This is a genomic window from Dyadobacter crusticola DSM 16708, from assembly GCF_000701505.1.
GTDB lineage: Bacteria > Bacteroidota > Bacteroidia > Cytophagales > Spirosomataceae > Dyadobacter > Dyadobacter crusticola.
Genome location: NZ_JNJB01000005.1, coordinates 478,197 through 492,709, shown reverse-complemented (window position 1 = coordinate 492,709; position 14,513 = coordinate 478,197). Strand labels below are relative to the sequence as shown.

The 14,513-nt window shown below is 47.5% G+C and carries 10 protein-coding genes; 9 read left to right on the top strand and 1 reads right to left on the bottom strand.

Annotated elements, in window-relative coordinates; genetic code table 11:
• The first annotated feature begins 59 nt into the window (after window positions 1–59).
• A complete protein-coding gene (treY, locus tag Q369_RS0108360; RefSeq protein ID WP_031527353.1) occupies window positions 60–4,286 on the top strand; it encodes a malto-oligosyltrehalose synthase in 4,227 nt (1,408 codons plus the stop codon).
• 51 nt (window positions 4,287–4,337) lie between these two features.
• Window positions 4,338–4,811 (top strand): hypothetical protein, encoded by a 474-nt coding sequence (locus tag Q369_RS0108355; protein ID WP_229206772.1) that lies wholly within the window; start codon window positions 4,338–4,340, stop codon window positions 4,809–4,811.
• 39 nt (window positions 4,812–4,850) lie between these two features.
• Here Q369_RS0108355 and Q369_RS0108350 read toward each other — a convergent pair whose 3' ends face one another.
• A complete protein-coding gene (locus tag Q369_RS0108350) occupies window positions 4,851–6,716 on the bottom strand; it encodes a YfbK domain-containing protein (protein WP_031527351.1) in 1,866 nt (621 codons plus the stop codon).
• 137 nt (window positions 6,717–6,853) lie between these two features.
• On the opposite strand from Q369_RS0108350, the gene Q369_RS0108345 reads away from it, so the two are divergent.
• The 7 genes from Q369_RS0108345 to Q369_RS0108315 all read left to right on the top strand — a co-directional run bounded on the left by Q369_RS0108345 (window position 6,854) and on the right by Q369_RS0108315 (window position 14,510).
• A complete protein-coding gene (locus Q369_RS0108345) occupies window positions 6,854–7,438 on the top strand; it encodes an RNA polymerase sigma factor (RefSeq protein WP_031527350.1) in 585 nt (194 codons plus the stop codon).
• Window positions 7,431–8,414, top strand: coding sequence for an energy transducer TonB (locus Q369_RS0108340; protein WP_031527349.1), 984 nt, complete (start codon window positions 7,431–7,433; stop codon window positions 8,412–8,414). The genes Q369_RS0108345 and Q369_RS0108340 overlap by 8 nt, the downstream gene beginning before the upstream one ends.
• A 411-nt stretch (window positions 8,415–8,825) precedes the next feature.
• Window positions 8,826–9,215 (top strand): response regulator transcription factor, encoded by a 390-nt coding sequence (locus tag Q369_RS0108335; RefSeq protein WP_031527348.1) that lies wholly within the window; start codon window positions 8,826–8,828, stop codon window positions 9,213–9,215.
• A 14-nt stretch (window positions 9,216–9,229) separates the two neighbouring features.
• Window positions 9,230–10,444, top strand: a complete 1,215-nt coding sequence (locus Q369_RS0108330) for a sugar transferase (RefSeq protein ID WP_051663966.1) — start codon at window positions 9,230–9,232, stop codon at window positions 10,442–10,444.
• A gap of 48 nt (window positions 10,445–10,492) precedes the next feature.
• Complete coding sequence (locus Q369_RS0108325) at window positions 10,493–11,161, top strand: TolC family protein (RefSeq protein WP_051663965.1); 669 nt, start codon at window positions 10,493–10,495, stop codon at window positions 11,159–11,161.
• Window positions 11,158–13,341 (top strand): AAA family ATPase, encoded by a 2,184-nt coding sequence (locus tag Q369_RS0108320; RefSeq protein ID WP_031527345.1) that lies wholly within the window; start codon window positions 11,158–11,160, stop codon window positions 13,339–13,341. Before Q369_RS0108325 ends, Q369_RS0108320 begins: the two co-directional genes overlap by 4 nt.
• A complete protein-coding gene (locus Q369_RS0108315; RefSeq protein ID WP_031527344.1) occupies window positions 13,338–14,510 on the top strand; it encodes a glycosyltransferase in 1,173 nt (390 codons plus the stop codon). The genes Q369_RS0108320 and Q369_RS0108315 overlap by 4 nt, the downstream gene beginning before the upstream one ends.
• The last annotated feature ends 3 nt before the right edge of the window (window positions 14,511–14,513 follow it).

Here is a 14,513-nt window from a genome sequence, read left to right as displayed (position 1 = left end):
TGCTGAAAATTGTCTGGCATAATATTTAAAGGGCAGGGTCAGATCCAAAACAGCATTTTATGAATCATCCTGCATCTACCTACCGCATACAATTCAACCATACATTCACATTTAAGGATTTTGAAAAACTGATTCCCTATTTCCGGAAACTGGGAGTTGGTACTATCTATGCTTCGCCCATTCTGGAATCGACCCCGGGGAGCACACATGGATATGACGGGGTAAACCCGGCATACATTGACCCTGAACTCGGCACGCTGGACCAGCTGAAAGCAATCAGCGCCAAACTTCACGAAGGCAATATCGGCTGGTTGCAGGATATCGTGCCCAATCACATGGCGTTCCATTCCGATAACCCGTGGCTGATGGATGTTCTCGAAAAGGGAACACAGTCGCGCTATGCCTCCTTTTTTGACATTGCCTGGAACAACCGCCTGTTTAAGGGGCGCATTATGGTGCCGTTTTTGGCAAACGATCTTGCAGAAGTGATTGAAAGCGGGGAGTTAAAGCTTGTTTATACCAACAACAGGCTGATGCTCGAATTTTCCGGCGGCGCTTTCCCATTGAACCTGAGATCCTACCAGCGCATTCTTTCCGTTTCGGAGAGTGACCAGCCGCAGTCTGTACAGCAATTTGTGACGCAGCTGAAAGATATCCATGAAGTGGAAGATGCAAATGTCTTTTCTGAAAGATGGAACGAACTGATGTTGCAGCTTGCCTCTTTATACAAAAATGAGCAGATCAAAAAGTACATTGACGAAACTCTGGCGCATTTCAATGCGAGCAAAGAGCTGCTTACCGAGGTAGCCGACCTGCAAACCTACGTGCTTTGCCACTGGCAGAAAACCGAAGAACAGATCAACTTCCGCCGGTTTTTTACAGTCAATGGGCTGATCTGTCTCAACATGCAAAACGACGAGGTTTTTGACGAATACCACAGGCTGACAAAAGAACTTGTAAAAGAGGGAGTGTTTCAGGGGCTGCGTATTGACCATATCGACGGGCTTTTCGATCCCGATTCATACCTGGCTAAACTCAGGAGTGCAGTAGGAGAGGATACGTACATTATCGCTGAAAAGATCCTGGAAAAAGATGAAGATCTCCCAGAGCAATGGCCGATCCAGGGAACAACGGGCTACGAGTTTCTTGCGATGATCAATAACCTTTTGTCAAATCCTGCTGCTGAGGAAATCTTCGATGGATTCTATCAGAAGCTGGTGTCGTCCGACAAGCCTGTGCACGATCAGCTTTTGAGCAAAAAATCTGAGATACTGTACGGACACATGGGCGGGGAGCTTGAAAACCTCTATCACCTGTTCACCGAACTGGAACTTGCAACCAACGACGAACTGGAAGCTGCGGGCAAAGAGAATTTGAAAAAACTCATAGGTGAATTCCTGGTGCATTGTCCGGTGTACCGCTATTACGGCAACCAGATGCCACTTTCCGAGTCGGAGAATGCAGCCGTGAAGTCGATCATCGACGAGGTACTGGAATACCACCCCGATTTGTCCGATGCTGCTGAACTGTTTTCCAAATGCCTGATTGAAAAGCCGGGTGAACAGGAAGATGAGGAATATAACGGACGCGCGCTCGAATTTTACCAGCGCTGCATGCAGTTCTCGGGTCCGCTGATGGCGAAAGGAGGGGAGGATACATTGATGTATACCAACAATCGCTTCATCGCACACAACGAGGTAGGTGATTTTCCCGACCGCTTTGGTGTGACCGTGAAGGATTTTCACAGCTATATGACCAAGCGCCAACAGAAATGGCCGCTTGCATTGAATGCGACTTCCACGCACGATACCAAGCGCGGAGAGGATGTGCGCGCAAGACTGAATGTGCTGACAGACCTGGCCGAAGGCTGGCTTGAAAAGGTGGAGCAATGGCGCGAGCTGACAGCCGATCTCAGGGAAGGTGGCAAAGGGCCGGACGCGAACGATGAATACCTAATTTACCAAACTATCACAGGTGCGCACCCCATGCCGGGCGAGGACGAGGATGATTTTTCCAATCGTCTTGCCGAGTACCTGCAAAAAGCTTTGCGTGAAGGAAAAGTGAATTCTTCCTGGTCTGAGCCTGATGAGGAATATGAGCAGAAAGCAAAGGATTTTGCGGCTGCATTGCTGAAACACGATAGCGCATTTTACAAAGACTTCCAGGGTTTCCTGGGTGATATAGCAGATTACGGAGTGATCAACTCACTGGCGCAGGTACTGCTTAAATTTACGTTGCCAGGGATTCCCGATGTGTACCAGGGATGCGAGCTTTGGGACTTTTCGCTGGTGGATCCCGACAACCGCCGCGCACCGGATTTTGACAAACGCATCAAATGGCTGAAAGAACTGGAAGATTATGAATCCGACCGCCTGCTCGAAAAGCTCTGGGACGAAAGGTACACCGCGAAAATTAAGCTGTGGCTTACTTCGGAGCTCTTCCATTTGCGTAAGAATGAAGCACATATCTTCACCGAAGGTCAGTACATTCCATTAAAAACCCGGGGTGAATACAAGAACCATTTAATGGCTTTTGCCCGGAAGCATAAGAAAGACTACTACGTGGTAGTGATTCCAATGCACATTGCCGCGCTGTGCAAGGAGCAGCAAACGTCATTCTTTGACATTGACTGGAAGGATACGAGCGTCGTGCTGCCTGACGGACTTGCCCCGGAATGGATGGACGTTTTGACAAAGCAAAAAGGTGAGTGGCAGGGCAAACTGGTACCATCAGATCTGTTTGAAAAATTGCCTTTCGGATTACTGAAAGGTTCGAAACCTGATAATGAGCGTAAAGCAGGTGTTTTGCTGCACATCACTTCACTGCCTTCTCCTTTTGGGATAGGCGACCTCGGCCCGCAGGCATTTGCATTCGCCGACTTTCTGAACAAGAGCAACCAGCGGATCTGGCAATTGTTGCCGCTGAACCCCACCGAGCCTTCGCAAGCTAACTCGCCTTACAGCGCGGTGTCGAGCCGGGCGGGAAATCCGCTGCTGATCAGTCCCGAGCTGCTGGTAAATGAAGGTTTGCTCGATGCCGAAACGCTGGCTGAGTTTCAGGTGGATCCATCTGACAAAGTCGATTACGAAGAAGCAAACCGCATTAAAACCGAAATCCTGGAAAAAGCTTTTGCAGCTTACAAGCAGCAAGACAAAGCAGGTGACCAGCAGTCTTACAACGACTTCTGCGACCAGAACGCTGAGTGGTTGCAGGATTTTGCCACCTACATTGTGCTAAAAACACAACACGACGGTGCACCCTGGCACGAGTGGGAAGACCAGTTTAAGATGCGAGACGAAGCTGCGATCAAAGAAATTGAAAATACGAAATCGGAGCTCATTGAGTTTGTGAAATGGCAACAGTTCATTTTTGACAAACAATGGAAAAATCTGCGCGAGTATTGCAGTAATCTGGAAATTAAGCTCCTGGGTGATATTCCTTTTTATGTAAGCTATGATTCTGCGGATGTTTGGGCGAACAAAGAGCTGTTCTGCATTGATAAATCCGGAAAGATCACAGGTGTTGCAGGTGTGCCGCCTGACGCTTTTTCTGACGATGGACAACTTTGGGGAATGCCTGTTTTCAACTGGGAAGTTGTTGAGCAGCAGGGTTACCAGTGGTGGATTGACCGTCTGAAAAAGAATGTCGAGCTTTTTGACCTGGTACGTCTTGATCACTTCCGTGCTTTTGCGGATTATTGGGAGGTTCCTGGCGATGAGAAAACCGCCATCAATGGTAAATGGAAGCTGGGGCCGGACGCAGCCTTTTTTGAAAAGATCCAGTCTGCATTGGGTAAGCTGCCATTTATCGCCGAGGACCTGGGCGAGATCGGACCGGAAGTTTACAAGCTCCGCGACCAGTTTGCATTGCCGGGCATGAAAGTCCTTCAATTTGCATTCGACGAAAACATGCCGCAGTCGGATCACATCCCGCATAATTATGCATTCAACTTCATCGCGTACACAGGTACCCATGATAATAATACAACCCGCGGCTGGTTTAAGCAGTCAGCCGACGAAGGCGTGAAGGCGAGGCTGGAACGCTATACGGGCAAGGAAGTAACCGAAGAGAATGCTTACGCGGAAATGGCGAGGTTGATTTATCAGTCCGTTGCTAAGATTGCGATACTGCCTATGCAGGATGTACTTAATCTCGACGAAAGTGCGAAGATGAACGTGCCGGGTTCTAATGACGACAACTGGGCATGGCGGTTACTGCCGGACCAGTATGGCGAAAAAGACCAGCAGTTTCTGGCAGAGCTGGCGCAATTGTATAACCGCGATTAGTTTTTGGCCCACATACCTCTTACTTTGTGGGCCAATATTCTTTTTTGTTAAGTGAAAACTGCTGCTTTTCCATTGTTATTGTCGCTGTGCGCGCTCCTTGTCGCGATAACTTCCTGCAGTCAAACGGCAGGAGATCCGAAAGAAGCTGCGGCGTATCTGACTGCTGCACCCAGGTGGAAAATAGATGAGATCAGAGTGAATGATGCAGTGACATTTGAGAATGGAAAAATGACGCAGCAATTTGGCGGGATCGATTTTCAACGCTATATGGAGATTGTGGAGATCCGAAAAGACGGAAATTTCGAAGGAGTTTTCAAGGGAGAATCCAGGCCTTTTCAGCTGCAATGGAAGTTGAATGAAAGTAAAATCACTGTAGGCTCTCCCGGCGCGCCACCATCACCAAGCGACTGGACGATCGCTCCGGGAGATGTAAGTGAAAGCTCGTTCATCATGAAAACCCAAAGCACAGCTTACGATTATCCCAATCTCACCAAAATTGCATTGAAATTTAAAGCAAGCAAATAAGTGAAAAGAGAGCCCTCGCAGGACTCTCTTTTTGTTTTATTACTTCCTGCTTGCAGTCTCTCTGGTATCTTGAAGTGACCGGGCGGTTTTCACAAGCTGCACGAATTCAGTACGATAGCCTTCATTGTCTTTGCCCGATGCATTTTGCGCCTTACTGATCACGTCTGCATAGGAAGCTTCGCCTTTAAACTCAGAATCTCTGAGCAGTAATCCGAACTCGGCAACTGCCGCTGAAAAGCGGAGGTTTTCTGAACAGCTGGCAAATGGACGGGAGCTGTTGCCTACGGGCAGATCGAACAGCTTACTTTTCTCACTGTCTGGTTCTTTATAGCGTACTTTGATTGTGAGCAGCTCGTCTGTTTTTCCATCAGCTGAAATGTTGTTTTTCTGATATTTGAGCGGATCGGTCTTCGGCAAGTAGCTACTCTTGAAGCCCGCCGGAATTAGCTCGTAAATCGCAGTGACGATGTGTCCCGATCCCATTTCTCCTGCATCTTTCTTGTCGTCGTGAAATTCTTCGTTTTTCAGCGCCCTGTTTTCATAGCCGATCAGCCGGTAAGCCTGCACATGCGCCGGGTTGAACTCGATCTGAATTTTCACGTCTTTGGCGACAGTGAACAAGGTGCCGCCAAACTCATGTACAAATTCCTTTCTGGCTTCCTGTATATTGTCGATGTAAGCGTAATTTCCATTCCCCTTGTCGGCCAGCGTTTCGGCCACGTTATCCTTGTAGTTGCCCATTCCGAATCCCATTACGCTGAGGTAAATGCCGCTTTTTCTTTTTTGTTCAATCAGCCGCTGCAAGCCTGCCTCAGTTGAAATACCTACATTGAAATCGCCGTCAGTGGCCAGGATAACCCTATTGTTGCCTTTCGTGATGAAATGCTCGGCGGCCAGATCATAAGCGAGTTCAATCCCTTCACCACCGGCAGTCGAGCCGCCGGCTTCGAGCTTTTCAAGTGCAGCTTTGATCTTCGACTTCTCATTTCCGGGGGTAGGAGGTAAGATAATCCCCGCGGCACCTGCGTAAGCGACAATGGAAATTTTGTCTTGCTCCCGCAGCTGGTTTACCAGTAGTTTGAGCGCCTCTTTCACCAGCGGCAATTTATTTTCAGCATTCATCGAGCCTGATACGTCCACAAGGAAAACCAGGTTTGAAGGCGGCAAATTTTCGACAGATACCTTTTTCGCCTGCATTCCTATGTGCAGCAGTTTGAGCCCCGTGTTCCAGGGGGAGTCGGTCAGCTCGGTAGTAAGTGCAATGGGAGCGTCACCTTTCGGTTGCGGGTAGTTATAATCAAAGTAATTGATCATTTCCTCAATCCGCACTGCATCTGCCGGCGGGAGGCTGCCCTGATTAAGATAGCGGCGAATGTTACTGTATGATGCGCGATCCACATCTGCCGCGAATGTGGTAACTGCCTGCTGACTAGTTACCTGGAAGCCATTTTCATCAATTGCCTTGTAAGATACGGTTAATTGGTCAAACAATGGGCTACTCTGTCTCATGGAGTAAGCTGCCGGGGCGGGAGCGGACATTCCTGCAAACTGATTAGTGACTTTTTTAGGCGCCTGCTCGTAAGTACCGACGAGTCGTGGCTCCTTTTTCAGATCAAATGCTGGTTTTTCCAGAACTATATTCAGGAAAGAAGCAGAGGTTAAGGCTATTTGTTGTGCTTTAAATCCTGCGGCTGTTACTTTCAGGATTTTGGTAAAATGCGGAACTGAAATGGTGAACTCTCCCTGCTGGTCTGTTGTGGAAGTAGCTTTGCTCCCTTCCATGGAAATCAGGGCGCCGGCGACCGGCTGATTATTGAAAGTTACCTTTCCATTAATTATCCTATCCGGCAGCACAGCGAACGCGCTCAGGAATAATGCAAGGAGTATTACGATCTTTCCTTTCATGGTGAATAAAGTTTAAGTTTATTGACTGGATGCGCGACGGAAAGCTTTTCCATAAAATTTCTGAACAATTTTATGGAAAAGCTTTCCGTCGCGCATCCAGCTGTTAGTTGAATGGGTTTTTCTTCAAGCATACACATGTGAGGTTTTTAAAGGTATTTACCCAAAAGTATAAAGCTCCGCGCAATGAGGCGGAACTGCTGGAAGCCTATCGCCAGTCTGGTGAGCTGGGGTTTCTGGGCGCGTTGTATGAACCTTATATGGAAACTGTTTTTGGGATTTGTTATAAATACCTCAAAGATGAGAGCCGCGCGAAAGATGCAGTCATGCAGATTTTCGAGAAGCTTGTGAAAGACCTGCGGGTACATGAAGTGCAGCATTTCAGCAGCTGGCTGCATTCAGTAGCCCGGAATTTCTGCTTAATGCAGCTGAGGTCTGCACAGGTGTTTGTTTCAATGGACGGGAGTGTGGAAGAGGCTGTGGAGCTGCTGGCGATAGTTGACACCGGAGAGGCAGAGATTTTTTCGCAAAAACAGATGCAGTCACTCGACAAATGTCTCTCCATCTTGTCGTCCGAGCAAAAGCTGGCGGTGACCCTGTTTTACATTGAGAGTAAGTGTTACCGGGAAATTGCCTCGGAAACGGGGTTTGGTTTAGAAAAGGTGAAAAGCTATATCCAGAACGGGAAGCGGAACCTGAAAATTTGTATGGAAAGAAATGGCTGAGTTTGACCAACGTTCCCCCATTAACCTGAAAGATTTTGAGCGCTACCAAAGCGGCACCATGTCTTTCGAGGAGCAGCATGCATTTGAAAAAAGACTCCTGAGCAATCCTGCATTCGCAGAAGCTTACGAGGGTTTCCTACTATTAAGCCCGACTGCTGCCGAAGCCGAAATGATCAGCAACGCGCTTGCAGACAAGCTGGCAGAAAGACTAGCCCGCAATAAATCGCGTGAAGCTTACTTGTGGAGTTACGCATCCGCTGCGGCAATTTTGATCACGGCCGGAGTTTTCTGGATTGTTTTTTCACAAACGAGGACTGTCGAAGAAGTCGGCCAGACTCCCACGCTCATTGAACAGCCCATTGTGAAAGCGAAGGAAACTGCGCCGGAGCAGAAATCAGCGCCAGTAGCGCCAGCTCCTCTGTTGCCGAAAAAGCAGAAATCAGCGCGGCCACTTCCTGTAAATGCTGCTGCGGAGCCTGAGCTAAATATTGCGGCTGCTCCTCCGGTTATGCAGGATATACTGGCTGATTCTCTGCCGGTTGGCGCGCGCGTTGCTGTTGCGGAGCCTGTCCCTTCTGCATTCGTGGCTCCGCCGTCATCCATTCAGTTGTTTAAAAAATCGGCTCCTGCCAAAGTCAGCCGTTCTTCTTCCCGCCTGGTTTCAGATGGTGTTCTGAACGAGCAGTTTGACGCGCAGTCAGACGGAAAGCCGCAGCCGCAAGCTGGCTGGCAGGACTATCTTTCCTATATCCGGCAAAATACGCCGCACCACGAGGGTAATGAGACGGTTATTGTAAGTTTCATGGTGAAATCCGACGGGACGCTAACTGACATCAAAGCCACGGGTAAACTATCTCTTCAACAATCTGCGATCGACATTGTTCGCAACGGTCCGCCCTGGACACCGGCGAAGCAAAACGGGATTTCGCTTGATGCGCCTGCTCAGGTTGCGATCTACTTTCACTCCGCTAAATAACCAGAACGTTATCAACCGGTTACAATTCACGTAGAATTAATTTGCAAAATATTTTCAAATTTTGCTGAGGATTTTTTGTGATGTAATTCCCAGTGCATAATTTTACTACCTACTCTCTACAAATCATCTCTCTTAACCATAATAGCTTGCTATTGTCCTGAACGACTTGGAATTAGCCTTAACAATGAAGAAGGACACTCAGGACGAGCAAAACAATGGTGACACAATCGGACTTACCTTTTCAATTTCCTGTTTTGTTATGATAAGTATTATGACTAAATCTACAAAACTATTTTGTCGGCAAGTCTGTCAGAAAAGTCAACTAGTTTGAATGCACACTACGATGAATTCTGCGGTATAACGAGCACATTTAAGACCTATATCAGTATTTGATTAATATTTACATAACCCATGGACATTAAAAGAAGTCTGTTGATTATCGACGACGAGCCGAGTATCACCAAGATATTGGAGCACTTTTTAAAAAAGGACTTCAACGTGATTATCAAAAGTGACGGCTCGGAGGGTATGCTCTGGCTGGAAGAAGGGAATCACGCCGATTTGATCATTGCGGACCTGAACATGCCGAACCTGAGCGGTAAGGAATTTTTGAAAGTGACCAAAGCGAGCAACCTGTACTCGGAAATACCCATTATCATCCTTTCAGGCTCCGACGAAAGCAGCGAGCGTATCCAATGCCTTAATCTTGGAGCCGATGATTTTATGGTGAAACCCTTCAATCCAATGGAGGTACACGCCAAGATCAATGCGATCCTGCGCCGCGCCAAAAGATACTCCTAATCAGTTTAGATAAGATGGAAACTGCCAGTGAAATCCCGAGCCCGAATGCCGAGACCAGGTCTTTCGCGGCTCAGTTCAGGGTTATGTACCTGAATGCCGATTTTGATCATTACATTCATTTCTCTGAACGTTTTGCAGATGCCCTTCAGGTAGAGTATTTCAGCGACCGGGAAAGTTTGCTAGCTGCACTGCAGGAAAATTTTCCGGCCGACGTAATCGTGGCGCATGTGAACAGTGGCGGCGTTGAGCTGCTCGATTACATCCGCGGCACAGCGAAATTCGGGAATATCCCATTTGTATTAATGGTAGACCAGCTCACGCGCGATTCGATTGAAACTGCACGGAAAAAGCACGCTGACGATGTTTTCTCCGTCCGCTTCGACGACGGTGACCTCATTACCCGGATCAAGTATTTCAAGAAGAGACAGTGGTATGTTGCCAACAAAGCGCTCCAAAAGATTGGCAGCCAAAGCGCGCATACGCCATTATGGAAGCGGGCAATTGATGTAATCACCACAGGTACAGCGGTTCTTTTGCTTCTGCCGGTTTTCATTATTGTTGCTATCCTGATCCGACTGGACTCAAAAGGTCCTGTTTTTTATAAATCAAAAAGGGTAGGCAGCGGATACAAGATCTTCGATCTCTACAAGTTCCGCACGATGCGTACTGATGCCGACCAGCAGATCCGCAAAATGGCTGCATTGAGTATGTACAACAAAACGACCGAGCCTGTACAGCAAATAGAGAGCAATGGGCTTTGTGCGGAGTGTCAGGCAGGAAATCAATGCAAAAGTTTGCTGTTTCACGATGGTAAGGAGATTTGCGAAAAGCTGTACCACTTTCAGAAGGAGCAGAAAGCGGCTTTTATGAAGTTCCAGAATGATCCGAGGATCACGCGGTTCGGCCAGTTCCTGCGCAATTCCAGTCTCGATGAGCTTCCGCAGCTGATCAACATTTTGAAAGGCGATATGTCGCTGGTGGGCAACCGGCCGCTGCCGCTTTATGAAGCTGAAAAAATGACTACTGACGATAAAATCTTCCGTTTTGCGGGACCGGCCGGATTGACTGGCCTCTGGCAGGTTACCAAGAGAGGAAAAGGAAAAGCAGATATGTCAGAAGAAGAAAGAACACAACTTGACATTACCTATGCGAAGGAATTTTCATTCAAAATGGATATGCAGATCATTCTAAAAACCTTCCCTGCACTATTACAATCAGAAAACGTTTAGATACCCCCCATACCCCCCTCAGAACTACTACTCACTTAAATTCTCTAAATGAAATATTTCTGCTACCTGATAATTTTCCTGATCTCACTGGCTCCCGCGAAGGCACAAAATGCATTGTCGGACGAAATTTCCTTTTCTTATCTCGAAAAGCTGGTGGAGATCGCCAAGAAAAACTACCCTAAGTTGAAGTTGTATCAGTCGAGGGTTGACGCCGGCACTTACAATGCCAAAAAAATGAAGCTTTCCTATTTTGAGATCCTTTCCTTCTCTTACCTGTACAGTCCGGATCGGCTGGCCTCCACCATCAATCCCAATTTCCTGAACGGATACCAGTTTGGCTTTTTCGTGAACATCGGCTCGCTTTTGCAAAAGCCGTCTTTGATCAGGCAGGCAAAGAGTGAATTAAAGGCTGTAGAGCACGACCGGGACACTTACCTGCTGAACCTGGAAGCCGATGTGAAGCAGCGCTACTTTGCTTATGCGCAGTACAAAGTGCTGCTGCGGATCAAGTCTGATGCATTGCATGACGTGGAAGCGCTTGCAGAAGAGCTGAAATACAAGTACGAAAAAGGCGAGACTACGCTGGAAGAGTACAGTAAAGCTTTGGTGGTGATATCGGACCGGCAGCAGGCCAAGGTATCGGCAGAGGCAGATGTGCTTATCTCTAAAAGCGCTTTGGAAGAATTATTAGGACAAAAATTGGAAGACATCAAATGACAGAGCTCTCGCAATTTCTGAGAATATTATATAGAAATAAGTTCGTACTGATCTTTGTGCCGCTGATCACGGTAGTAGCAGCGTATTTCCTGGTAAAATCACTGCCTGACCAGTTCAAATCGCACGGAAGCATTGCAACGGGGCTGGTTGACAAGACCGAGCAGGGGTTGATGAACAATGGCACTGAGCAGGATTTCGAGATTGCCAGAAAGTTTGACAACATCATTCAGATGATGTCGCAGAAGAAAGTGCTCGATCAGGTTTCGTATCAGCTGTTGCTCCACGATCTGAAAGCGGCGGAAAAAGATGATTTCCGCTCGGCTTCAAAAGAGTTGCAGGCAATGGACCAGAATGCACGAAGCCAGGCTGTAAACCTGCTGACACAGAAGTACAAGACGCAGCAGGAGCTCTCACCCGCGGTTCCGCAGGAGAAGAAGTTGCAGGTGATTTTAAAAGATATGGGCTACGACGCCGAGTCTTTACAAAAGAAGCTTACTATTTTCCGGCTTTCCAACAGTGATTTTATCAATATCGAATACGAGGCGGATAACTCCTTGATGGCGTCGTTTGTGATTAATACGCTCGGTAGTGAGTTTATCAAAATGTATTCGACACGTTTGACAGACACTTACAACCGTACGATCAGCTTTCTTGCTGATTTTCTTGAACAGAAAAGAATGGCGCTGCGTGTCCAAATGAATGGATTACGCGATTACAAGATCCGAAACCGGGTACTAAACCTGGACGAACAGGCTAAAAGTTTGTACGGACAAATGGCCGAGTTCGAGTTGAGAAGAGAAGTAGCCAAGAAAGATGTTATTGCATACGGTGTGGCGATCAGGAATATCGACAATAAATTCAGCGCGAACGACCGTAAATACTTCGAAAGTGCCGTTTCCGGCATCAACCAGAGCATTGTTGCTACAAAACAGCGGCTTAGAACTGTGAATGAAGCTTATGTAAAGAGCAATTTTGATCCCAAGTACAAGGCAACTCTGGACTCGATCCAGACGAAATTGTCTGCGCAAATTGATGAATCTACCGACAGGTACGTTTACAGTCCGCTCTCTATCAAAGAAAATCTGGTCTCTCAAAAGTTGACAATGGAAGTGGAGCGCGACCTTGCCGCTAACAGTCTGGAGACGATCGAAGCAGAGCTGAAAGCTTTGAACAACAAGTTTGACGGGCTGGTACCGAATGAAGCGCGGGTACAGGAGTTTGAAACTGCCATTGACATTGCCGGCCGCGAGTACATGGAAGCACTCCAGAAGTACAACGACGCCAGAATGCTTTCCAGCTTTCCTGCCACGCTCAAAATCGCTGAAAGAGCGCTTCCTGGCGTAATCCAGCCTTCTAAAAAGATCGTACTGGTGATCCTTTCCGGCGTGATCAGCTTTGCATTCTGCCTGTTCATTCTCTTTATCCTTTACTTTTTCGACTCCTCAATTCGCTATCCGCAGCAGCTTGCGAATGCAACCGACCGGCCTGTGCTGGGTTTTGTCAATCAGCTTGGCGGCGGTTTTCCTATTAGTGAATTGCAGAATGAACATACCACCGAAGGCAAAATAGAACTTTTCAGGAACCTGATCCGGTCCATTCGTTTCGAGCTGGACAATGAATATCCGGACCCAAAGATCCTTTCGGTTACCAGCCTTTCGGAAGGAAGCGGGAAGACTTTGCTGACTTTGAGCCTTGCCTGGGCATTCTCCAAAATCAACAAAAGGGTATTGATTATCGATGGTAATTTCAATGCGGCCGATATTACAAAGCTGAACACCGGCTCGCGCTACCTGGAAGATTACCTTACGAAAGGGGATACGGTTACAGCTGCTGCAAATGGTTCTATTTCAATCCTGGCCAACAAAGGTGGTGACGTGTCGCTGCTCGAACTGGCCGACGAAGCGCGGATCAAAGAGGCGCTCGCAACATTGAAAACCCAGTATGATACGATTCTGGTCGACGCAGGTTCACTGGTATCCATGAACAAAGCCAAAGAATGGATCACATTCTCGGATGCAGTAGTAGCAGTTTTTGAAAGCGGGCACAGCATTTCTTACGAAGACCGGTCAAAAATTGAGTATCTCAAAGGTCTGAATGGAAAAATGGCAGGCTGGGTATTGACTGGCGCGCAGGATATTTTGAAGCAATCTGGAAGAGTCTCCAAACAAGTAACGGAATGACAATAGTCTGGTTCTTATGGTGGTTATGCCAGATGGCAATCGGCTTTTACCTGATTTTTCCGGTATTACTGCTGATGTTCAATCTGTTTACCAAAAAGGAGAAGGTTGATCAGAAACCTGTAAAACTTCCGGAAGCAGATTACGCGCTGATCGTAGCGACTTATGAGCAAACGCAGCAGCTGCCTGACGTTATTGCTTCTATATCAAGGCTTAACTATTCCAATTACCTGGTTTATGTAGTCGCAGATAAATGTGACGCTTCCGGGCTGAACCTGGAAAGTGACCGGGTAATCGTACTGCACCCGCCAACTGTGCTGGCCAGTAACACACGTTCGCATTTCTACGCGATCAACCATTTCAGGAGAGCGCACGAGCGACTTGTGATCATTGATAGCGACAATATCGTTGACCCGGAGCTGCTGAATGAGCTGGATGTTTGTTTCAATGATGGATTTGTGGCGGTTCAAGGTGTAAGAAAAGCAAAGAACCTCGATTCTGTTTATGCTTGTCTGGACGCTGCCCGCGACATTTACTATCACTTCTATGATGGTCAATTACTCTTCGAAGCAGGTTCATCGGCCACGCTTTCCGGTTCGGGAATGGCTTTTACAGTGGAATTGTACAAAGAGGCGCTGGGTAAATTGGATATAGTAGGAGCCGGTTTTGACAAAATACTCCAAAAAGAAATCATCACACGCAAGCACCGAATTGCATTCCGCGAAGAGGCTGTGGTGTGGGACGAAAAAACATCTGAATCCGGGCAGCTTGTCAACCAGCGCTCGCGCTGGATTAATACCTGGTTCAAATACTTCAAGTTTGGATTCGACCTGATTTTCAGTGGCGTGAAAAACCTGAACTGGAACCAGTTCCTCTTTGGCTTCGTGCTGCTGCGGCCTCCGCTCTTCATTTTTCTGATTATTTCAGTACTGTTCATGTTCATCAATCTCTGGATCGATCCATTGATGAGCGCGTGGTGGCTGGCTGCATTGCTCACTTTTGTGGCCGGATTTCTGGTGCCTCTTTTTGATAGTTCAGTCGATAAGCGCATTCTCCGGTCACTTACGTCGATTCCCGTTTTTATGTACTACCAGGTGCTCTCGCTGCTTAAAGCCAGAAAAGCGAATAAGATTTCAGTTGCAACAAAGCACAATTACCGTAAAGCACCCTAAGCA